Source organism: Pantoea sp. S-LA4 (assembly GCF_054482835.1).
The window spans coordinates 3,586,870-3,608,913 of record NZ_JBTLRC010000002.1; the positions used below are offsets into that span (position 1 = coordinate 3,586,870).

Annotated in this window: 20 protein-coding genes and 1 riboswitch; of the genes, 11 read left to right on the forward strand and 9 right to left on the reverse strand. The window is 60.8% G+C overall.

The window, feature by feature from the left end; all coding sequences use genetic code 11:
- Positions 1–61 precede the first annotated feature (61 nt).
- Positions 62–1,894 carry an ABC transporter ATP-binding protein gene (locus ACX3P5_RS17730; protein ID WP_336756834.1) on the forward strand — a complete coding sequence of 611 codons (1,833 nt, stop codon included), beginning with the start codon at positions 62–64 and terminating at the stop codon, positions 1,892–1,894.
- Here ACX3P5_RS17730 and ACX3P5_RS17735 read toward each other — a convergent pair.
- Positions 1,891–3,015, reverse strand: a complete 1,125-nt coding sequence (locus tag ACX3P5_RS17735) for a GNAT family N-acetyltransferase (protein ID WP_458969055.1) — start codon at positions 3,013–3,015, stop codon at positions 1,891–1,893. The genes ACX3P5_RS17730 and ACX3P5_RS17735 overlap by 4 nt on opposite strands.
- A gap of 254 nt (positions 3,016–3,269) precedes the next feature.
- On the opposite strand from ACX3P5_RS17735, the gene ACX3P5_RS17740 reads away from it, so the two are divergent.
- The gene (locus tag ACX3P5_RS17740) at positions 3,270–3,875 is read left to right on the forward strand and encodes an alpha/beta hydrolase (RefSeq protein WP_458969056.1); all 606 of its coding nucleotides are present in this window, start codon (positions 3,270–3,272) and stop codon (positions 3,873–3,875) included.
- Positions 3,876–3,878: 3 nt separating this feature from the next.
- Here ACX3P5_RS17740 and ACX3P5_RS17745 read toward each other — a convergent pair whose 3' ends face one another.
- Positions 3,879–4,694, reverse strand: coding sequence for a sugar phosphate isomerase/epimerase family protein (locus ACX3P5_RS17745; RefSeq protein ID WP_458969057.1), 816 nt, complete (start codon positions 4,692–4,694; stop codon positions 3,879–3,881).
- Between the two features lie 138 nt (positions 4,695–4,832).
- Positions 4,833–5,210 carry a fluoride efflux transporter CrcB gene (gene crcB / locus ACX3P5_RS17750; protein ID WP_233986593.1) on the reverse strand — a complete coding sequence of 126 codons (378 nt, stop codon included), beginning with the start codon at positions 5,208–5,210 and terminating at the stop codon, positions 4,833–4,835.
- Between the two features lie 92 nt (positions 5,211–5,302).
- A riboswitch (Fluoride riboswitch) is annotated at positions 5,303–5,378 on the reverse strand.
- 126 nt (positions 5,379–5,504) lie between these two features.
- On the opposite strand from crcB, the gene ACX3P5_RS17755 reads away from it, so the two are divergent.
- Positions 5,505–6,425, forward strand: coding sequence for a nucleoside hydrolase (locus ACX3P5_RS17755; RefSeq protein ID WP_458969058.1), 921 nt, complete (start codon positions 5,505–5,507; stop codon positions 6,423–6,425).
- Positions 6,426–6,431: 6 nt separating this feature from the next.
- Here the strand turns inward: ACX3P5_RS17755 and ACX3P5_RS17760 are convergent, their stop codons facing one another.
- Positions 6,432–7,460: a zinc-binding alcohol dehydrogenase family protein gene (locus ACX3P5_RS17760; RefSeq protein ID WP_233986568.1), complete on the reverse strand. Its 1,029-nt coding sequence runs from the start codon at positions 7,458–7,460 to the stop codon at positions 6,432–6,434.
- A gap of 138 nt (positions 7,461–7,598) precedes the next feature.
- On the opposite strand from ACX3P5_RS17760, the gene ACX3P5_RS17765 reads away from it, so the two are divergent.
- Complete coding sequence (locus ACX3P5_RS17765) at positions 7,599–8,501, forward strand: GntR family transcriptional regulator (RefSeq protein WP_458969059.1); 903 nt, start codon at positions 7,599–7,601, stop codon at positions 8,499–8,501.
- 169 nt (positions 8,502–8,670) lie between these two features.
- Positions 8,671–10,023 (forward strand): MFS transporter, encoded by a 1,353-nt coding sequence (locus tag ACX3P5_RS17770; protein ID WP_233986553.1) that lies wholly within the window; start codon positions 8,671–8,673, stop codon positions 10,021–10,023.
- Positions 10,024–10,044: 21 nt separating this feature from the next.
- Here the strand turns inward: ACX3P5_RS17770 and ACX3P5_RS17775 are convergent, their stop codons facing one another.
- Genes ACX3P5_RS17775 through ACX3P5_RS17790 form a run of 4 tightly spaced genes read right to left on the reverse strand, consistent with a single transcriptional unit; the run spans position 10,045 to position 14,381 of the window.
- A complete protein-coding gene (locus ACX3P5_RS17775) occupies positions 10,045–11,436 on the reverse strand; it encodes a hypothetical protein (RefSeq protein ID WP_458969060.1) in 1,392 nt (463 codons plus the stop codon).
- A complete protein-coding gene (locus ACX3P5_RS17780) occupies positions 11,429–12,340 on the reverse strand; it encodes an alpha/beta fold hydrolase (protein ID WP_233986543.1) in 912 nt (303 codons plus the stop codon). The genes ACX3P5_RS17775 and ACX3P5_RS17780 overlap by 8 nt, the downstream gene beginning before the upstream one ends.
- 59 nt (positions 12,341–12,399) lie before the next feature.
- The gene (locus tag ACX3P5_RS17785) at positions 12,400–13,317 is read right to left on the reverse strand and encodes a LysR family transcriptional regulator (RefSeq protein WP_233986539.1); all 918 of its coding nucleotides are present in this window, start codon (positions 13,315–13,317) and stop codon (positions 12,400–12,402) included.
- Between the two features lie 2 nt (positions 13,318–13,319).
- Complete coding sequence (locus ACX3P5_RS17790; RefSeq protein WP_409520472.1) at positions 13,320–14,381, reverse strand: dipeptidase; 1,062 nt, start codon at positions 14,379–14,381, stop codon at positions 13,320–13,322.
- A gap of 191 nt (positions 14,382–14,572) precedes the next feature.
- Here ACX3P5_RS17790 and ACX3P5_RS17795 point away from each other — a divergent pair, with 191 nt between their 5' ends.
- Genes ACX3P5_RS17795 through ACX3P5_RS17820 form a run of 6 tightly spaced genes read left to right on the forward strand, consistent with a single transcriptional unit; the run spans position 14,573 to position 21,171 of the window.
- Positions 14,573–16,168 (forward strand): ABC transporter substrate-binding protein, encoded by a 1,596-nt coding sequence (locus ACX3P5_RS17795; protein ID WP_458969061.1) that lies wholly within the window; start codon positions 14,573–14,575, stop codon positions 16,166–16,168.
- Complete coding sequence (locus tag ACX3P5_RS17800; RefSeq protein ID WP_458969062.1) at positions 16,168–17,178, forward strand: ABC transporter permease; 1,011 nt, start codon at positions 16,168–16,170, stop codon at positions 17,176–17,178. The genes ACX3P5_RS17795 and ACX3P5_RS17800 overlap by 1 nt, the downstream gene beginning before the upstream one ends.
- Positions 17,175–18,074, forward strand: coding sequence for an ABC transporter permease (locus tag ACX3P5_RS17805; protein WP_458969063.1), 900 nt, complete (start codon positions 17,175–17,177; stop codon positions 18,072–18,074). The genes ACX3P5_RS17800 and ACX3P5_RS17805 overlap by 4 nt, the downstream gene beginning before the upstream one ends.
- Positions 18,075–18,911 carry an ABC transporter ATP-binding protein gene (locus ACX3P5_RS17810; RefSeq protein WP_458969064.1) on the forward strand — a complete coding sequence of 279 codons (837 nt, stop codon included), beginning with the start codon at positions 18,075–18,077 and terminating at the stop codon, positions 18,909–18,911.
- Positions 18,911–19,651, forward strand: a complete 741-nt coding sequence (locus ACX3P5_RS17815; protein WP_233986489.1) for an ABC transporter ATP-binding protein — start codon at positions 18,911–18,913, stop codon at positions 19,649–19,651. Before ACX3P5_RS17810 ends, ACX3P5_RS17815 begins: the two co-directional genes overlap by 1 nt.
- Entirely contained in the window at positions 19,648–21,171 is a 1,524-nt protein-coding gene (locus tag ACX3P5_RS17820) for a serine hydrolase domain-containing protein (RefSeq protein ID WP_233986481.1), read from the forward strand. Before ACX3P5_RS17815 ends, ACX3P5_RS17820 begins: the two co-directional genes overlap by 4 nt.
- Positions 21,172–21,191: 20 nt before the next feature.
- On the opposite strand, the gene ACX3P5_RS17825 is transcribed toward ACX3P5_RS17820, so the two are convergent.
- Positions 21,192–22,028 carry a fumarylacetoacetate hydrolase family protein gene (locus ACX3P5_RS17825; protein ID WP_336756848.1) on the reverse strand — a complete coding sequence of 279 codons (837 nt, stop codon included), beginning with the start codon at positions 22,026–22,028 and terminating at the stop codon, positions 21,192–21,194.
- Positions 22,029–22,044: the final 16 nt, after the last annotated feature.

The following is a 22,044-nucleotide window of genomic DNA, read 5'->3' on the forward strand; positions in this document are numbered from 1 at the left end:
TTAGCCGGGCGGGTTTATTGCACTAAGCTGTAGCTCTTCATCGGACGGAAAGAGTACTGCTATGTTGTATCGCCGTTTTGAACGCTTTATCAATATTTTTCATGATGCTCCCAGCGATTCGCCACCCACTACGGTCTGGTCCTTTTATGCTTACTACCTGCGCCAGGTCTGGCCGAGTTTTGCCGCGCTGCTGCTGGTCGGGCTGGCGTCCGCACTGATCGAAGTGGCGCTGTTCAGCTACCTGAGCCGCATTATCGACCTGGTGAATCACTCAACGCCCGCCACCCTGTTCAGCGATAACTGGCCGCTGCTGCTGTGGATGGGCGCGGTGGCGCTGATCCTGCGGCCGATTTTTATCGCCCTGCACGATATGCTGGTGCATCAGAGCATCAGCCCGAGCATGACCAGCATGATCCGCTGGCAGCATCACAACTACGTGCTGCGTCAGAGCCTGAACTTCTTTCAGAACGATTTCGCCGGCCGTATCGCGCAGCGGATTATGCAGACCGGCAGTTCGCTGCGCGATTCTTCGGTGCAGTTGGTCGACGCCATCTGGCATGTGCTGATCTACTCAGTCACCTCGCTGGTGCTGTTCGCCGAAGCGGACTGGCGGCTGATGATCCCGCTGGTGCTGTGGATTCTTGCCTACAGCGCCTCGCTGCGTTTCTTTGTGCCACGCGTCAAGGCGCGCTCGGTGGTCTCATCGGAAGCGCGCTCTAAGCTGATGGGCACCATCGTCGATGGCTACACCAATATCACCACCATCAAACTGTTCGCCCACAGCGATCTGGAGCGGCGGTACGCGCGCGAAGCGATTCAGGAGCAGACCGACAAAACCCAGCACGCCAGCCGCATGGTCACCAGCATGGATCTGACGCTGTCGGCGCTGAACGGGATGCTGATTGTCTCAACCTCCGGACTGGCGCTGTGGCTCTGGAGCCAGTCGCTGATTAGCGTCGGGGCGATTGCGCTGGCGACGGGCCTGGTGATCCGTCTGGTGAATATGTCGGGCTGGATCATGTGGGTGGTGAACGGCATTTTCGAAAACATCGGCATGGTGCAGGATGGCCTGAACACCATTTCTCAGCCGCTCAGCGTGCAGGATGCGCCGGGGGCGAAACAGCTGAAGGTGACGCGCGGTCAGATCCGCTATGAAGATGTGCGTTTTGACTACGGCGGCGGCCGTCAGGTGATTAACCAGCTCAACCTCGACATTAAACCCGGCGAGAAGATTGGCCTGATTGGCCCGTCCGGTGCCGGTAAATCGACGCTGGTCAATCTGCTGCTGCGGCTGTATGACCTGAACGGTGGCCGGATTGTGATTGACGATCAGGATATCGCCACGGTGACTCAGGAGAGTCTGCGCAGTCAGATCGGCATGATCACTCAGGACACCTCGCTGCTGCACCGTTCGATACGTGAAAACCTGCTCTACGGGCGTCCCGACGCCAGTGAAGCGGAGTTACAGATGGCGATTCGCCGCGCCCGCGCGGACGAGTTCATTCCGCTGCTCTCCGATCCGCAGGGCCGCACCGGGCTTGATGCCCACGTCGGGGAACGCGGCGTGAAGCTGTCGGGCGGTCAGCGTCAGCGGGTGGCGATTGCCCGCGTGCTGCTGAAGGATGCGCCGATCCTGATCATGGATGAGGCGACGTCGGCGCTGGACTCCGAAGTGGAAGCGGCAATTCAGGAGAGCCTGGAGTCACTGATGCAGGGCAAAACCGTTATCGCTATCGCGCACCGCCTGTCGACCATCGCGAAGATGGACCGGCTGGTGGTGCTGGATAAAGGCGGGATTGTCGAGACCGGCAGCCACGCGGAGCTGCTGGCGCGCAACGGCTTGTATGCGCGCCTGTGGCAGCATCAGACCGGCGGTTTTGTCGGCGTCGATTAATCGCCGCGTCGGTAAGGCAAGGCGTCGCGTGCTTCTTCGGCCCAGCCGCGCACGCCTTCCCGCTCCTGCTGCAGGAAATCAGCGACTGCGCTGCGTAAGCCGGGATGCAGCAGATAGTGCCACGAGTGGGTAATCTGCGGCTCGAAACCGCGCACCAGCTTATGCTCGCCCTGCGCGCCAGCATCGAAGCGCGTCAGCCCCAGCTCAATCGCGAAATCCATCCCCTGATAAAAGCAGGTTTCGAAGTGCAGCCGATCGAACTCCGCCAGACAGCCCCAGTAGCGACCATATAACGCTTTCTCATCCCGCAGGTAGAACGCCATCGCCGCCGGTTGCTGCTGTAGCCGTGCAATGACCACCATGATGCTGTCCGGCATCCGTTCCGCCAGCAGGCTGAAGAAATCCCGCGTCAGGTAGGGTTGCTGACCGCGCACCGCATAGGTATTGGCGTAACAGGTATAAACAAAATCCCACTGATCTTCGCTGAGCTGGTCACCGCGATAGCGCTCGAACACGAAACCGCTTTGCATCACCTGCTCGCGCTCTTTACGCAGCTGTTTGCGCTTGCGCGACATCAGCGTATCGAGGAAATCCTGAAAATCGCGGTAGCCGCGGTTGTGCCAGTGGTACTGGCAACCGAGTCGCGCCAGCCAGTCGGGCTGGTCAGCCAGCAGCTGGTTGGCCTGCGCATCGGTAAAGTTAATGTGCGCCCCGCTTAATCCCTGCTGCAGCAATCGCTCCGGTAACGCCGCCAGCAACTGCGCCGCGGCCGCGCTGTCACCCAGCAGGCGCGCTCCGCTGACCGGGCTGAAGGGGATCGCGCCCAGCCATTTGGGGTAATAGCGGATGCCGGCGCGCTGGCTGGCGTCTGCCCAGGCGTGATCGAACACATACTCGCCCCAGGAATTGCGTTTGCGGTAGCCCGGCAGCGCGGCGCGGGTCACGCCGCCTTCGCGCCAGACCAGATGATCCGGCTGCCAGCCCGACTCGGGCCGTACGCTGCCGCTCTGTTCCAGGGTAAGCAGAAAGGCGTGGCGTAAAAAAGGCTGATCGTCAGGCAACAGCGCATCCCACTCGGCGGCGGGGATCTCCGCCAGCGAAGTCAGGTGAAACAGCGACATGAAAAACTCCAGACAGCAACGGGCGAACGTTCAGTCAAGCAGGTTTTCTGCGCCAGCGAAAGGGTAAAGGCACGCAATGTGAAGGTCGCATCGGATGCGCGATTATCTCTTGCTCAATCGCTATCGGAAAAGCATGCTGTCGCTCTCCGGTAGCGATGAAAGGCTTAACAGTGTGCGCTGCAGCTGAACGCAAAGGTACCGATCGGGGTAACGGAGTGAATACGGGTGATAACGGCTTTTTCAGAGGAACAATAATGGCAAAAGCACTGGTGATATTTCTGCATGGCGTCGGCAGCAACGGCGACGATCTGGCCCCAATCGGCGATCACTGGGCAACTTTATTGCCGGATGTGGCCTTTGCGTCACCTGATGCGCCCGACAGGTTTGATGCCGGTTTTGGCTATCAGTGGTTCAGCCTGAACGGCGTCACGCCTGAGAACCGTCCGGCACGGGTGCAGGCGGCGCGGGCGGCGTTTGACGCCACGCTCAGCGACATCATGACCCTGCACGGCTTCGCCGGACGCTGGCAGGAGGTGGTGCTGGTCGGCTTTTCCCAGGGATCGATTATGGCGCTGGATGCGCTGGCCTCGGGCCGTTATCCGCTGGCGGGCGTGGTAGCCTTTTCCGGTCGTCTGGCGTTTGACGGCGCGCTGACGCCACAGCCCTATCTGCCAGCGATGCTGATCCACGGCCAGGCCGATGAGGTGATCCCGTGGCAGGAGAGCGAATCGGCCGCTGCCCGGCTGAAACAGGCAGCGGTGCCGGTTGAGACGCGGTTTGAACCCGCCACCGGCCACACCATTTCAGCGCAGGGCGCGATGCACGCCGCCGCGTTTATTGCGCAGTGTCTGCAGGATTAACGGCTACGGCCAGTAGCGATTCAGGGCCTGCCACGCCTGCTGTGCAGCGACCTCAGGCGGCAGGCGTTTCAGCGTATCATTGAACACTTCAATGCCAACCGGGCCCTGATAACCGGCACTTTTCAGCTTATCCACAAAGCGTCCGATATCGATAATGCCGTCGCCGGGCAGCAGGCGCTGATGACGCGCGATGTCGATCAGGCTCTGCTTATCCTGCGGCGGAACGGCCGCCATATCACACAGCTGCACCTCGTAAATCCGCTCGGCAGGAATGCCATCGAGCTGGGACGCATCGCCGCCCAGCGCGCAGATGTGAAACAGATCGACCACCAGTCCGATGTTGGGCTGATCGAGACGCTGCAAGCGCTGCCATGCCAGCGGCAGGGTGTTATCGACGCTGCACCACGCCATCGGCTCATACATGATGCGCATGTTGTAACGTGCCGCTTCCGACGCCATCCAGCGCAGGTCATCGTCGATCTGATCGGCGCAGCAATCTTCGCGGGTAGTGGCGGGTGCCTGAAGGGTGTCGCACCCCAGCGCCTGAGCGATCTGAATAAACTGACGCAGCTCGTCGCGCTTCTGTCCGCGCAGCGCGCTGGGCGCGCCGCTAAAATCACGCAGAACCTGCAGGTTGGTAAAGCCAGGCCCCTGCTGCGCGGCCATCCGGGCCAGCGCCACCGCACCGCCGTCACAGGCATCAACATCTTCGCGCCAGATTTCAACCTGGTCGAAACCGGCGTCACGCGCCGCCTGCAACTTCTGCCCGGGCTCACCGTTTAACAACACCAGGTTAAGGAATGTTGGATTACGACTCATCTCTCTGCTCCTTAATCGTCCGGAATAATCGGTGAAAATCATCAGCTGCAACGCCGCACGCCTTGCGGCCTGCCAGAGCATCGCAGCTGAAACAGTATCTACCTCTAAAGCGTTATGGCAAGTCGCGATTACCGCGCCTCAGCCCAGCAGCGTGACCAGCGCGAAACCGGCAAACGCCATCAGCAGTGAGCCAATCACATGCACCAGCGCGCTGGCCATCGCCCAGAGATACTTACCTGATTGTAGCAACCCCATTAATTCCGCCGTAAACGAGGAGAAGGTGGTCAGCCCGCCGCACAGTCCGGTGACGATCAGCAGCTTCCACGCCGGGTCGACCTCCGGATGACGGACAAACCACGCCAGTGCGCCACCGATCACCAGCCCGCCGATCAGATTGACCAGCAGCGTACCGGGCGGCAGATTGGGAAATAAAGCATTGAAACGCACCGCGAATAGCCACCGCAGCACACAGCCAGCAGAGCCGCCAATCATGACGGCGAACAACGGTTTCAACATGTCTTGCTCCTGATTGCAGATGTCACGCCGGGCTGAGGGAGGAGGCAGAGATAAACCGCGCCTGACACCGCAGCTCCCGCGAAAGGATAAACAGAGTGTCAGGCGTCATCAGCCGGGGTTAAGCCCGCCGGCGGTTGGGAAAGGTGGCACGCCATCACCTTGAGCGAAGGATAATACGATGTGGCTATCCGGCTGGCAACTGAGCGGCCACCGCCGCCGCTGGCGCTGAAAACCTTGACGACGGCGCGGCGGTCAGGGTAATGCTGAGGATTAAGGCGGAGACCTGGAGAGGCTATGCGTACCCTGATTATTGATACTGACATTGGCGTTGACGACGCGTTTGCGCTGGCCTATGCGGCGCGCACCCAGCATCTGCTGGGCATCACCACCGTGTTCGGTAACGTGGCGGTGGGCCAGGCGGTGAAAAATGCCCGGCTGTTCTGCGAGAAAATGGCGATTAAGGCAGAGGTGTATCGTGGCTGTTCCCGGCCGCTGGCGCAGCGTCCGAGTGCGCCCGCCACGCTGCACGGCGAAGATGGACTGGGGGATGCGTTTGACAACCCGTTCAGCGACGCGGCACCGGGTGCGGTGCAGTTCATTATCGACAGCGTACGCGCCCATCCGCAGCAGATCACCCTGGTGGCGATTGGCCCGCTGACCAACATTGCCAGCGCGATTAATCAGGCACCGGAGATCGTTCCGCTGATTAAGGAACTGGTGATTATGGGTGGCGCATTCGGCACCGGCGGTCATAGCGGCAACGTGACGCCGTTCAGCGAATTTAACATCTGGAAAGATCCGCACGCCGCAGATCAGGTGCTGACGTCGGCGCTGAAAGTGGTGGTGATTCCGCTGGATGTCACTCATCAGGTGCTGATCACCGGCGATGAGGTTGAGCGGCTCAACCAGCCGGTTCTGAGCGCTATCTGCCGTCCCTATCTGGCTTACAGCCTGGCGAAAGAGGGCTTTAACGGCATGGCGCTGCACGACACCCTGGCGCTGGCCTGGCTCAGCCTGCCTGAGGCGTTCACCTTAACGGAAAGCCCGCTGCGGGTGATCACCGAGGGCATTGCCTGCGGCCAGACGGTGCGCAAACTCAGCGCGCTGGCCTCGCGTCATGATCCGTTAGAGGGGCTGCCAGCACAACGTATTGCGCTGGCGGTGGATGCTGACGCGGTGCGGTCACACTTCTTTCAGGCCCTGACCGCACCCTGAGTGACCTCAGCGATCGAAATGAATCACGCCTTTGATCAGCTCGCGGTTGTTGATCACCTGCGGCTCAAACGTTTCTGCCAGAGATGAAAAATCGAGGTGATGATTGAGCATCATCTCTGCGCGCAGCGCGCCGCTGGCCATCAGCGCCACTACCCGATCAAAATCTTCACGGGTGGCGTTGCGGCTGCCCATCAGGGTGGTCTCTTTTTTATGGAACTCACTGTCCGGGATCACCAGATCGCCTTTATGCAGCCCGACATAGACGATGGTGCCGCCGTGGCGCATCAGATTCACCGCATTGTTCATCGCCGCCGGACTGCCGGTGGCGTCGATCACTTTGAGCGCCAGACGCCCGCCAAACTGCTCGCGTAGCGCAGTGTAAAAGTCCTCTTCCGCCGGATTCAGCGCCGCCAGGCCAAGCTGATCAGCGACGTGCTGACGACGGAAGGCGCTGGTATCGGCGACCACCACCTCAGCGCCGCTGGCGGCGGCAATCGCCGCCACGCCCAGGCCAATCGGCCCCGCCCCGACCACTAACACCTGCTCGCCAGCCACGATCGCCGCGCGTCTTACCGCATGAGCGCTGATGGCAAAGGGTTCAATCAGCGCGGCCGCTTCCGGTGCCACCTGATTGACCGCCAGCAGCGTGCTGACCGGCACGCTCAGGTAGTCGCAGAAACCGCCATCCTGATGCACGCCAATCACCGAGATCTGCTCGCAGCAGTTGGTCTTGCCACTCTGACAGGCATCGCAGCGCAGGCAGGAGATATAAGGCATCAGCGCCACCCGCTGACCCGGTTCAAAGCCGCTGGCACCGCTGCCCAGCGCCACCACTTCGGCACAGAGTTCATGGCCCAGCACCCGCGGATAGCTGAAGAACGGCTGATTACCGGACCAGGCGTGAATATCGGTGCCGCAGATACCGGCAGTAAGAATTTTAATCAGTGCTTCACCGGCGGCGGGCGTCGGTTGCTCGCGCGTGGCCCATACCATCTTGCGTGGCTCGGCGATGACCAGTGCTTTCATTGTTGTCATGGTGATTCTCCGGTTTGTCCTGCACGCAGTTATGGCGAATCCTGACCGCCGCGCGGCGTTGGCTTGCGGGAAGTGTGAAGCACGACGATTTTTTTGGGCTTTGAATGGTTTTTAATGCATTAAAAACCGGAGGGCGACATGAGCCGCAGTCAGAATTTACGTCATAACGTGATCAATCAGATGCTGGAAAGCATCGCCCAGCGCCACATTCTTTCGCCGTTGCCTCCCCAGGCGGCGCTGGCCGAGATGTTCAATATCAGCCGTACCACGGTGCGTCATACCCTGCACTATCTGCATCAGCGTGGCGTGCTGGAAAAAGTGGATCAGACTTACCTGATCGTCCGCGATCCGCAGGAAGAAGATGGGTTCAGCGCGTTAACGCCGCCGATTGAGCAGCAGGCCAGCCACTTCGAGCAGGTCTTTTTTAATATGATTAATCAGCGCCAGCTGGTGCCGGGCGATACCTTCAGCGAACTGCAACTGGCCCAGCAGGTGAAAGTCAGCCCGGTGGTGGTACGGGAATTTCTGCTGCGCTTTATGCGCTACGATCTGCTGGAGCCGGTCAAACGGGGTCAGTGGCGGATGAAGAAATTCACCCAGGATTACGCAGAGAAGCTGTTTGAACTGCGGGAGATGCTGGAAACCCATGCGCTGAGCCGCTTTCTGAATCTGCCCGCCAGCGATGAGCGCTGGGTACAGGCGCGGGATCAGCTGGATCGCCACCGATCGATGCGCGACACCATCGCCAGCAACTACCGCCACTTTGCCGCGCTGGATCGGCAGATGCATTCGCTGATTTTATCGGCCGCCAACAATCCTTTTTTTAATCAGTCGCTGGAGATTATCTCAGTGATATTTCATTCGCATTATCAGTGGGATGAGAGCGATCTGAAACAGCGCAATATCGTGGCGCTGGAGGAGCATATGGCGATTCTGACCGCGCTGATCGGCCGTCAGGATATTGACGCGCTCTGTGCATTACATAACCATCTGGCGACCGCCAAAACCTCAATGGTGCGCTCGATCGGGCAGTACAATTAAAAACCGATTAAAAACCACAAAGCATTAGCTCCCGCACGATTCAGAAACATCTTTGCAACATCCTTCACCCTTTGCTCTTAGTCTCGACAGCAACGTCATGGCGGCCATTTGCCGCCGCGCGACCCCCCTCTTCACCATAACGATAAGTACCCAGCTTCGGGAGAGTGCAATGGAAAAGACATCAGTGACCGGCCACGACAACGTGTCCGGCAGTGCGGCGCCAGGCCAGGATTACGTTCCGATGCGCGGCGATATCGTTCGCTCACCGCGCATCCGCAAAATTCAGGTAACAGCGATGCTGTTGCTGCTGTTCGCCGCCATTATCAACTACCTTGACCGCAGCTCGCTGTCGGTCGCCAACATGACCATTCGTGAGGAGATGGGGCTGAGCGCCACCGAGATCGGCTTCCTGCTCTCGGCCTTCTCGCTGGCCTACGGCCTGGCGCAGTTGCCGTGCGGCGCGCTGCTGGATCGTAAAGGGCCGCGCATTATGCTGGGCATCGGCATGTTTATCTGGTCGCTGTTTCAGGCGGCGTCCGGGCTGGTGCATAACTTCACCCAGTTCATCCTGGTGCGTATCGGCCTGGGCATTGGTGAAGCGCCGATGAACCCGTGCGGCGTCAAAGTGATTAACGACTGGTTCAATATCAAAGATCGCGGTATGCCGATGGGGATGTTTAATGCCGCCTCAATGATCGGCCTGTCGGTGGCACCGCCGATTCTGGCGGCGATGATGCTGGTGATGGGCTGGCGCGGCATGTTCGTCACCATCGGTATCCTCGGGATGTTCCTCGCTATCGGCTGGTATATGGTTTACCGCGATCGCGATAACAACACCCTGAGCGCAGAAGAGATCCACTATCTGCAGGCGGGCAGTGTGGCGTCGCGTAAAGAGCCGATCAGCTTCAAAGAGTGGCGCGGTCTGTTTAAGCAGCGCACCATGTGGGGCATGATGATTGGCTTCAGCGGCATCAACTATACCGCATGGCTCTATATCGCCTGGCTGCCGGGTTATCTGCAGTCGACCTATCATCTGGATCTGAAAAGCACCGGCCTGCTGGCGGCGATTCCGTTCCTGTTTGGTGCCGCGGGGATGTTGCTGAACGGCTATGTGGTCGATTCGCTGGTCCGCCGGGGCTTTAACGCGGTGAAAACCCGCAAGGTCTGCATCGTCAGCGGGATGCTGCTCTCGGCCGGCTTTACCGCCGTGGTGACCCGCGCCACCGATACCACCAGTGCCGTGACGCTGATTGGCATGGCGCTGTTCTGCATTCACTTCGCCGGGACCTCATGCTGGGGCCTGATTCACGCCAATGTGACGGCCCGCATGACCGCATCGGTCGGCAGTATCCAGAACTTCGCCAGCTTTATCTTCGCCTCCTTTGCACCGGTCATCACCGGCTGGGTGCTCGACACCACCAAATCGTTCAGCATGGCGCTGATGATTTGTGCCTGCGTGACGCTGGTTGGCGCACTGGCTTACCTGCTGCTGGTGCGCAAACCGATCACCGACGGCGAGTAATCCCGCCTGACGGCGCAGACATCAGGTCAGCGCCGTCAGGGTCACGCCATGTTTCGCGCCATAGCGCTGGATACCGGAAATCACCTTCTCCACACTCAGCGGCGGCGGCGGCGGTAACAGCGGCGCCCGTTGCCGTAATGCCGAGTCAAAGCGGGCGAAAGTGGCGAAATCGCGCGGGAAGCGCTCCTCATCCACCCCAATCAACGCTCCCTCCTCCCGCGCATAGGCCAGCAGCGACTGCCAGCGCGTGATCTCTGCCAGCCCGATGCTGTCGGTGCCGTGGGAAAACAGCATCATGTCGATGTTGCGGAACGGCGGCTGTTTTTCGAGGAAACGCTGCAGCGCCGCGGCGGAGGGCTCGGTGCAGAACACCAGCCAGAACGGAATCGCGTGCTGCTGCATACTGCACCAGGGGTCCATCAGCAGGAAGCTGTCCACCGTCAGGCGGGTCGGTAAAATACCGGCGGCCAGATACCAGTCGCGGTAGATCTCCGCCACCACATAGCTCATCGCCTCCGGATCTTCGTAACGAATCTCCATCAGCTTCAGGCCCTGAGCCTCCGCCAGTTTTTTCAGCGGCGAAATCAGATAACCATCTAATCCCCATTCCGCTTCCGGTACGTGGTCAGTGATGGCGGGCGGCGTCCAGCGCTCGCGATCGATGCCGTAGCGCGCCAGATATTCCGCCACCCGCGGGCCACCCTGTAAGTACTCTTTTTCGGTCGCGCCGCCGAGCGCACCAAACTGGAAAAACGAGCGATCGCTGGTGCGTGTTACCGGCCATTGTCGGGTGCAGTGATTAATAAACAGCGTTGACCCGGCCGGCAGGCTGCCCATCAGAAACTCGTTGAACGCCAGCGGCAGTTCGCGCAGTTTCAGCCGGAAGTAGCGCATCTGATCGAGCATCAGCCGATCCTGATTCGGGTCCTGCATGTGGTGCACCGCCAGCCGCGGCCAGGCGGCCAGCAGCGCGGCGGCAATCTCCTTGCCCTGCTCGAAGCTGGTCTGCGCATCATCGGGATCGTTATTGGCGGCCCGCACCGGGCAGAGGAAGGTCTGGGGCAGCCAGGGCGCGCCCATCGCCGCCGCCAGGTGAATCAGCGCCCCGTTCGATGAACCGATAAAGGCCGCCGGATAATCCTGCTGCGGGTATTCACTGACCATCCATTCGGCGATCCCTTCCACATCCAGCTCGCCGGCCTGACGCAGCGTGATGCCTTCTGCCATGCCGCCCAGCGCATAACCCCATTCGCGCAGCCCGGTGGGTAGCCGGTTAAGCGACGGCAGCAGGCGATCCAGCGTCGGTGACTGGCTGGGGCTGGCGAAAGGCCGATCGTGCAGCGCGTTAGCCAGCGCCAGCAGCATCGCGGCGGACGAGTCGAAGCGGGCAATCCCTTTCGGTGGTTTACTCATGCTGATCCTCCTGCTGGATACGCGCCAGGAACGGGCGAATGGCGTGACAGAAACTCCACGGATAGACGTAGTGCAGGGTGTGCGTACCGTCACGCAGCGTAAGGGTTTCGCTGTGCGGCATCAGGGCGGCGAGTTCATCCAGCCAGCGCGCCGGACAGACCGGGTCGCGCGAGCCGCGCAGCAGCAGAGTTGGCGCGCTGATGTAGGTCAGACGATGCTCAATATGGTCACGCATCATGGCGCGCAGGGTGCCAAAGGCGCGCCGCAGACCCGCTTTGGCGTAATCGATGCGCGCCAGCGGACCCGGCGGACGACGGGCCTCCAGTCGGCCATTGCGCCAGTCGCGCCACAGCTGACGTGGCAGGCTACGGGCGTGGCGATCGACCGTCGGGCCCTGTAGCACCAGCCCCGCTACCGCCTGCGGATATTTCACCGCCAGCGCAGCCAGAATCTGACAGCCAAACGAGTTGCCCACCCAGATGGCGCGCTGGAAACCGTTGTGCTGCAGCCACAGCCACAGCGCGTCCGCCAGTTGATCCACCGACATCACCGGTGCTGAGGCGGGCAGCGCACTGGCACCGAAACCCGGCAGGTCCGGCACCAGTACGTGATAATCGCGGCTTAATGCCAGCGCCAGCGGCTCCATTGCCCGGCCGGACAGCACCAGGCCGTGAATCAGCACCACCGGCAGCCCCTGAGTTTCATTTGGCGTCACGCGGGTAAACATCCGCCAGTCGCCAATCTGCTGATAATAACCGGCCAGCCCGGCGTGATGGCTGCGCGGCGAGACCGGCGGCGTCTGTTTCAGCTGCTGCCAGCGTTTCATGCCCCACAGTGTGGCCGCCACACCTAACCCAACGCCTGCCACGATAGCCGCCTGTTTTCGTCGATGTTTCTGGATCATCCGCTGCTCCTGTTTCGGGGGGATAACTCAGTGTAGGACGGGATCAGGCAGCAGGCGGGTTATCCGGTTAACGGCGTGACAAATTGCGCTTCGCACTGACGGGCAATCGCCCACAGCTGGGTGCGGATCACCTGCTTGAGATGCAGCGTGGATTGCGATTGTGGCTGGTCACGGCGGCTGATCAGCATCACCTCAAACGGCAGCGGCTGGGCCACCGGCAGCAGCGTCAGCTGATCGGCATAGCGGCAGGCGGTGAAGAGATCGACCACGCCCACGCCACCGCCCGCCAGCACCATATCGGCAATCACGGAGTAGGTTTTGATCGACAGCGAGTGGGCCGAATGCAGCTGGCGATCGCGCAGCGCCCGGTGCAGCACCCGGCCCAGCGGGTCCTGCTGCTGCATCATCAGCAGATTATTGTGGCACAGCCACTCCAGCGTGACCGGCCCGCGCTGTGTGGTGTTGCGCGGCAGCAGCGCCACCATCGAGGACTGAAACAGCGGCTCAGCCAGCAGATCGGCATCGACCTGCTGACCAAACACCAGCGCGAAATCGAGCTGGTTATCAAGCAGCGCGCCACACAGCGTGCTGAAGTGTTCGGTGACCAGTTCGACGTTGACGAAAGCGGCCTGCTGACGAAACGCCACCAGCGCCGGTGCCAGCACGCTCTGACCAAAGGCGTGGGCTGCGCCAACTCTCACCCGTTGTCCTTCACCGCGCCGCAGCTGTTCCGCCAGTTGGGTGATCGCCTGCAGCCGCTGGTACAGCTCATCGACTTCCGGCAGCAGGCGACGGCCCTCTTCGGTCATCACCATTCCCTGCGCGCGCCGCTCAAACAGCGCAAACCCGAGTTGCTGCTCGGCGTGATTCAGCACCCGGCTGACATTGGGCTGCGAGACGTTAAGCAGCCGCGCCGCGCCACTGATGGTGCCGGTCTGGACAATTGCCTGGAACACTTCAATGTGGCGCAGCCGCATTGTCAGCCGCCCCAGGTGGCGTCGAGGACGCGTAACCAGTTGCCGTAACAGATTTTATTCAGCAGCGCCTCTGAATAGCCTCGCTGTGCCAGCGCGCTGACCAGATGCGGAAAACCGGCCACATCCTGTAAATCGCCCGGCATGGTGGCCCCATCAAGATCGGAGCCAAACCCCACGCCATCCTCGCCCACTTTCTCCAGCAGGTATTCCACATGCCGCACTATCTGGTCAACGCCGGTTGGCGCATCACGATCGCCATCTTCACGCAGAAAAGGGACGGCAAAGTTCACGCCGACAAAGCCGCCGCTCTCCGCAATCGCTGCCAGCTGACGATCGGTGAGGTTACGCGACTGTGCGCTGAGCGCATGGGCGTTGGAGTGGCTGGCCACCAGCGGCGCATCGCTGAGGGCGGCGGCCTGCCAGAAGCCTTTCTCATCCATGTGCGACAGATCGACCAGGATGCGGCGGCGATTGCAGTCACGCACCAGCTGTTCACCGGCGGCCGTCAGACCGTCACCAAGGTCCGGTGAAGAGGGAAAGCGGAACGGAACGCCATAGCCGAACTGATTGTTCCGGCTCCACAGCGGGCCCAGCGAGCGCAGACCGCTGGCGTAGAGGATATCCAGCAGCTCTCCCTGGGTGTCCAGCGCTTCCGCGCCTTCAATGTGCATCACCACCGCCAGCACGTTGTGCGCCATGCAGTGACGAATTTCGGCGGCCGACCGGCAGATTTTCACCTGACCGCCAGACGCGGCTTCAATGCGTAACAGTAAGGCCAGCATCGAAAAGGTGGCGTCACGGGCAGCCTGAATCATTTCCTGAGGAAAATGAATCGCATCTGGCTCACTTCTTGCAACAACCGGATGGGAAGGCACCCAGACGGCAAAGATGCCGCCCGCCATTTTTCCGCGGCGGATACGCGGAAAATCGAGCTGGCCGCTGGCGGTTCCCTGAAAAAAGGCGCCGATCGGGTCCGCCTGATGGTGCTGCCATAAGCGGCTTAACACGTCGTTATGACCATCAAATACCGGGATTGCAGCAGAGTGTGTCTCAGACATATTCATCCATTCCGTTAATGACAGAGATGACGCAAGTGCTGCCAGCCGGCAGGGCGACCGCACCATAAAGAGGCAATTTCAGCGCCGCTGAAACCGCGAGAGTCCTCTATTAATCCTCTGCTCGCGGCGGGATGTCAAGACAATAACGCAGCGGGAATTTCATAATTTACATTTATAATCAATAACTTGGAGATAGCATGGTCACCAGAAGACGTTTTCTTGCAGGATGCAGTGCCGTTCCCGTAGTGTGCTGGCTGAGCCAGAATGCTGCTTTCGCCGCCGCGCCCGCGGGTATGCTGGTGATGGCGATGCAGCTGGACAATATCACCAGCCTCGACCCGCATGAGAGTTTCGAAGCGACCGGCGGGCAGATCTGCGGCAACCTCTATCAACGGCTGGTGATGGCTGACCCGAAACAGGCTGATAAAGTGATCGGCCAGCTGGCGAAAAGCTGGCAGGTCAGCAGCGACAGCCGCGTCTTCACCTTCTTCCTTGACCCGGCCGCGACCTTTGCCGATGGCTCAGCCCTGACCGCTGAAGATGCGGCGTTTTCGCTGCAACGCATCGTTAAACTGGATAAGAGTCCGGCGTTTATTATCAATCAGTTCGGTTTTACCAAAGAGAATGTCGATCAGCGGGTGATTGCCAAAGATGCGCATACGCTGGAGATGACGCTGGAGACGCCAGCCTCAGAGACTTTTCTGCTCTATTGCCTCTCTGCCACCGTCGGCAGCATTGTGTCGAAAAAAGCCTGTCTGGCGAATCAGCAGCAAGACGACCTCGGTAACGGCTGGCTGAAACAGCACAGCGCCGGTTCAGGGGCTTTTACCCTGCGCGGCTGGAAAGCCAGCGAAAGCGTCATCCTCGAACGCAATCCCCACGATGCCAGCCAGAGCACCATTAAGCGGGTGATCCTGAAACATATTGCCGACCCGGCGGCGCAGGCGCTGATGCTGAAAAAAGGCGATGTCGATGTGGCTTACGATCTCACCACCGAACAGCTTAAACCGCTGACCCAGGATGCCAGCGTGGCGCTGGTCAGGCAGCCGCTGTCGGCGATTATGCTGATCTCCTGCAACACCACGCATCCCGAACTGGCGAAACCGCAGGTCTGGCAGGCGATCAAGTGGGCGCTGGACTATGAGAGTATCCAGAAGAATATTCTGGCGCTGACTTACTCAGTGCATCAGAGCTTTTTGCCGCAGGGATTCCCTGCCGCGCTCGACGACACGCCGTTTCATCAGGATGTCAGCAAAGCCAAAGCGTTGCTGGCGGAAGCGGGTTATCCGCAGGGCTTTGAGATCACGCTCGATCACTACTCGATGCAGCCTTACCCGGATATTGCCCAGGCGGTGCAGACCCAGCTGGCCGCGATTGGCATTAAGGTGTCGCTGATCGCCTCTGAAAATCGGCAGGTGCTGACCAAAATGCGCGCCCGTCAGCATCAGCTGGCGATGACCTCATGGGGCGCGGACTACTTCGATCCCAACTCCAATACCGAAGCGTTCTGCGTCAACACCGACAACAGCACCACTGCGCGTAACCGCACGCTGGCCTGGCGCTGCGGCTGGTCTGACGATCAGTTTAACCAGCTGACGCAACAGGCGCTGCATGAAAGCGATGCCGCGAAGCGGATTGCGCTCTATCAGCAGATCCAGCAGCTCGGCCGGGAAAAAAGTCCGTTTATTTTTATGATGCAGCAGGTTCAGACCGTGGCCTGCACGCAAAACGTCTCGGATGTGCATCTTAGCGTGCTGGAGCAGTGGCCTTATCAGCAGGTGAAAAAAGCCTGATGCCGGTATTAAAACAGAGCGTCAGTGCGCTGGGCAGCCTGATACTGACGCTGTTTGGTCTGTCAGTGCTGACCTTTTTTATTGGCCGGGTGATGCCCACCGATCCGGTGCTGGCCGCGGTCGGTGATAATGCGCCGCAGGCGGTGGTGGAACGGGTCCGGACGGAAATGGGGCTGGATCAGCCGCTCTACGTTCAGTTTGGTCACTACCTCAATCAGCTGCTGCACGGCGATTTAGGGCGCTCGATACTCACCTCCAATCCGGTGCTTAGCGACATTGCGCGCTTTTTTCCGGCCACCATGGAGCTGGCTACCGCCGCCATTATTATTGCGGCGCTGATCGGTATTCCCCTCGGGGTCTGGGCCGCCGTCCGCCAGCACAGCTGGATTGATCAGACTATCCGCGTGATCTGCCTTGCCGGTCACTCCTTACCGGTGTTCGTGCTCGCGCTGCTGAGCCTGCTGCTGTTTTATGCGGTGCTGGGCATCGCGCCGGGACCGGGACGGCAGGACATTATCTGGCAGGATATGGTACCGCAGGTCACCGGCTTTCTCACTGTCGACTCTCTGCTGGCGGGCGAGTATGACGCCTTTTGGGATGCGCTGGCGCACATGGCCCAGCCGGTGCTGATCCTCGCTTACTTCAGCATGGCGTACATCACCCGGATGACCCGCACCTTCATGCTCAATGCGCTGAGCGGTGAATTTGTCATTACCGCTCGCGCCAAGGGATTATCTTCCCGACGCGTGATCTGGCGGCACGCCTTTCCCACGGTGGCGGTGCAGCTGGTGACGGTGCTGGCGCTGACCTACGCCGGGCTGCTGGAAGGTGCGGTTGTCACTGAAAATGTCTTCTCATGGCCAGGCCTGGGCCAGTATCTCACCACCTCACTGATGAATGCCGACATGAATCCGGTGGTCGGCGCCACGCTGCTGGTCGGCGCGGTCTACGTGCTGCTGAATCAACTGGCTGACCTGCTCTATCGACTTTGGGACCCTCGCGTAAAATGACTTTTTTCTCCCGTAGCTGGCTGCTGGCTGATAGCCCCGCTAACCGTCGTCAGGCGGTCTGGGGCCGCCGCTATCGCCTGTGGCTTACCCTGCGCAGCAATCCGCTGGCCGTCGCTGGCCTGGTGGTGATCCTGCTGATGCTGATGCTGGCGCTGTTCGCGCCGTTGCTGAGCGGCTTTGAACCGGGTACGCAGCATCTGGAAAACCGTCTGGCTGCCCCGTCAGCACTGCACTGGCTGGGTACCGATGAACTGGGGCGTGATGTCTGGACCCGCATTATTTATGGCGGACGCACCACGCTGGGAATGGTGATTGCGGTGGTGCTGCTGACCGCCCCGCTGGGTCTGCTGATTGGCTGCATTGCCGGTTACTGCGGCGGCGTGATCGACAAAGCGCTGATGCGCGTCACCGACATCTTTCTGGCGTTTCCGCGTCTGATTCTGGCGCTGGCGTTTGTCGCGGCGCTGAAGCCAGGCGTCGAAAGCGCCATTCTGGCGATCGCCCTGACCGCCTGGCCGCCCTATGCCCGGCTGGCCCGCGCCGAAACGTTGCAGTTTCGCCACAGCGATTTCATCGCCGCCAGCCGGATCACCGGCGCGTCGCCGCTGCGGATTATTCTGCGTCACATTATGCCGCTGTGCGTGCCCAGCCTGATTGTGCGCGTCACGCTGGATATGAGCTCCATTATCATCACCGCAGCCAGCCTGGGCTTTCTCGGCATGGGCGCCCAGCCGCCTTCGCCGGAATGGGGCACGATGATCGCCACCGCGCGCCGCTTTCTGTTCAGTGAATGGTGGGTGCCGCTGATGCCCTGCCTCGCTATCTTTCTGACCTCACTGGCGTTTAATTTTCTTGGTGACGGTCTGCGCGACGTCCTTGACCCGAAGGAGCGGTAAATGCTGGTCGAAATTGAAAATCTGCGCGTAGCCTTTCGTAGCCGCAGCGAAACCGTGGAGGCGGTGCGCGGCGTCAGCTTCTGCGTCGGCAAAGAGAAGTTTGCCATCGTCGGCGAAAGCGGTTCGGGTAAATCACTCACGGCACGCAGCCTGATGCAGCTGTTACCGGGCCAGGCTGAGGTGAGCGCGGATGTGCTGCGCTTTGACGGCATTGACCTGCGCGGCGCCAGTGAAAGCGTGATGCGCACCCTTCGCGGTAAGCGCGTCGGATTTATTCTGCAGGACCCCAAATATTCCCTTAATCCGGTGATGACCATTGGTCAGCAGATCGCTGAAGCCTGGCGGGAACACAAGGGCGGCAGCCGTAAAGCCGCCATGCTGGCGGCCATCGGCCTGCTTGAACAGGTGAAGATTCATGATGCGGCGGCCGTCGCAAAACGCTATCCGCATGAAGTCTCCGGCGGCATGGGCCAGCGGGTGATGATTGCGATGATGCTGGCACCCGATCCCGAGTTACTGATTGCCGATGAACCCACCAGCGCGCTCGATGCCACGGTGCAGGCGGAGATCCTCAAACTGATTGATGAACTGGTCTCCGCCCGCGGTATGGGGCTGATTCTGATCAGTCACGACCTGCCGCTGGTATCGCATTTCTGCGACCGGGTGGCGGTGATGTATGCCGGCCGGATTGTCGAACTGCTGAATGCCGGCGAGCTGCACCAGGCGCGCCATCCCTACACCCAGGGCCTGCTGGCCTGCCTGCCTTCCCTGCGCCATCCGCGTGCGCGTTTACCGGTTTTACAGCGTGATGCCGCCTGGCGCGGTGAGGAGACGTAATGATAGAGATCGCTGATTTACGCATCGCCTTTGCCGGGCAGGATGTCGTGAAAGGCGTCACTTTTCAGGTGGCTAACGGTGAAAGTTTCGGGCTGGTGGGCGAAAGCGGCTCGGGGAAATCAACCATTCTGCGCGCGCTGGCCGGACTGAATCACGCCTGGCGCGGCCGCATGACCTTCGGCGGACTGGCGCTGGATGCGCGCCGTGGCCGGAACTTTTATCGTCAGGTGCAGATGGTGTTTCAGGACCCTTACGGATCGCTGCATCCGCGTCAGACCATTGACCGCATCCTGCATGAGCCGCTGCTGGTGCACCGTATCGATCGCGCTGAGCAGCGTATCAGTCAGGCGCTGAATGAGGTGGGATTGCCCGCCGCGCTGCGTTTTCGTTATCCGCATCAGCTGTCAGGCGGACAGCGCCAGCGCGTCGCCATCGCCCGGGCGCTGATTGCCGAGCCGGAAGTGCTGCTGCTGGATGAGCCGACCTCCGCGCTGGATGTGTCGGTGCAGGCGGAAATTCTTAATTTGCTCAGTGACTTGCGAACTGAACGCAAACTGACCTACATTATGGTGACACACAATCTGGCGGTGGTGGCGCATCTGTGTCAGCGCATTGGCGTGATGCAGCACGGCAAAATGGTCGAGCAGTTAAGCGCCGATGACCTGCGCGCCCGGCGTATTCAGCATCCGCACACTGCCCAGCTTTTTGATCTCAGCATGACGCTTGAGGAGCCGGCATGACAGCCCACTGGCAACGCGCAGCAGATGTTGCCCAACAGATTAGCCAAAGCTGGCAGCAGCCCGGCGCGCCTGGCGGTGCCATCGTGCTGTTTGATGCTCAGCAGATACAGAGCGCGCACTGCGCCGGACTGGCCGATCTGGCCCAGCAAACCCCCTTCACTCTGGATAGCGTGGTGCGCATCGCCTCGGTCACCAAGCATCTGTTCTGTGCGCTGGTGACCGGACCGGGCCGCCATTATCTGTCGCTTGAGGATAAGCTGGTCGATCACCTGCCACAGTTACAGGGCGCCAACGGTCAGGTTACCGTCGGTCAGGCGCTGGATATGAGCAGCGGCCTGCCCGATACCCGTGAGAGTCTGTCGCTGCTGGGCTTGTCACTCTATAACGCGACCCAGCCTGACGCGCTGCTGCGCTACATTGCCAGCGAGGGCGCGCTGAACTATCCGCCCGGCAGTGAGATCTCTTACACCAATACCGGTTACCGGCTGGTGGAGGCGGCGCTGAATGCCAGAGGCGTCAGTTTTGATGCGCTGTTGCAGCAATATATCTGCGATCCGCTCGGCATTGAGCTGACCGCCGCCGACAGCTGGTTTGACGTGGTGCCGGGGCTGGTACCGGGCTACTGGCATGATGGTCAGCGCTGGCTGCTGGCCAGTGCCGGGCTGCATCTTTCCGCTTCCGGCAGCGTAGCGGGCAGCCTGCGTCATCTGACGCGCTGGCTGCAATCCCTGCTGGCCGACAGCGGACCAGGCGCAGGCGTGCTGCAACGTCTCAGCGCGCCCCGCCCGCTGAGTGATGGGCGCATCAGCGGCTATGGCCTGGGGCTGACCAGCAGCCGGATCGGCAGCCAGACGCTGTTTGGTCACGGCGGTTCCCACGCCGGCTATAAAAGCTATTTTCTGCTGCACCCTGAGCGGCGGCTCGGGGTGGCGCTGGTGGCCAATCGCGAAGATGCGGTGACCTCAGAAAGTGCCCTGCAGGTGATGGCCGCTCTGCTCGATCGTGATTTACCGCCAAAGGGGCACGATCTGCTGCCGGGTCTCTATGTAGCGGCGGCCCCGCACGCGGACTGGCTGGAGATTGCTGGCGGCACCGCAACCTGGCTCGGCGCGAGCGATACCCTGCGACGCGACGCGCTGCACGGCGAGGCGGTTTCACTCTCCAGCACCTTTCCGCTGCGGTTGCGCCAGCAGGGCGCGGCGATTGTCGGTGAGGTGGGCCACGTCGCCCGTCACTTTCTGCCGGTGCAGCCGGATGAGGCTGACATCACCGCGCTGCAGGGCCGCTGGTATGCGCCAGCCCAGCAGGCAGAACTGCAGGTGACCGGCGATCGTCTGACAATGGGCATTGGCCCGGCAGCCCAGACGGCCACGCTGCAGTCGCTGGGAGAGGATCGGGTACTCGCCAGCGGCAAAGAGGGGCCGTGGCAGAAACGCTTTGTGATTCAGCGAGACGGTGACCGCATCCGGCTCCAGCTAAGCCGGAGCCGGGTGGTGACGTTTCAGCGCTCACCGGTGTAAACCGGCGGCCGCTGTCGCCGTCAGGCGATGGTATTACGCAGGCGGCCGATCTGCTCAATTTCTACTTCGACCACGTCGCCGGAGAACATAAACAGCGGCGGCGTACGTTTCTTACCGACGCCGCCCGGCGAACCGGTGATGATCACATCGCCCGGCGACAGCGGGCTGAAGGCCGAGATATATTCAATAATTTTTGCCACCGGATGCACCATGCTGCCGGTGGTATCGTTCTGCACTTCCCGCCCGTTTAGCCAGGTTTTGATCGCCAGCTGCTGCGGATCGGGGATCGCATCTGCGGTGGTCATCCAGGGGCCGAATCCGCCGGTCTGCGGCCAGTTTTTGCCGGCCGTAAACCAGGTAAACTGCATGTCGCGCACGGTTGCATCCATAAAGCAGCTGTAACCCGCCACCACCGCCAGCGCATCGGCGGCGCTGACCTGATGTGCCGCCTTGCCGATGATCACCGCCAGCTCGCCTTCAAAGTCGAACTCCTGCGTGGTAACCGGTTTTTGCAGCGGCCGATCGTGTCCGGTGAGCGAGTCGGCGAAGCGCACAAACAGCGTTGGCGCATCCAGGGTTTCGGCGAACTCCTTCCGTTTATCGGCGTAGTTCATCCCGACGCAAAACACCTTGCCCGGATTCTCAATCACCGGCAGAAAACGGATCGCGCTGAACGGATAATCGACCGGCATGGTGCGGAACGCCGCAAGATCGGCCAGCGATGAACGGGTCAGAAAGGTTTTGAGATCGGGGCAGGTGGCACCGAACCGCATCCCCAGATCGATCACGCCGTGCTCCAGCACGATACCGAAACTTTTTTTATCCTGGTCTGGAAGAGAAAAACTGCAAAGCTGCATTGCTGCCTCGTTGTAA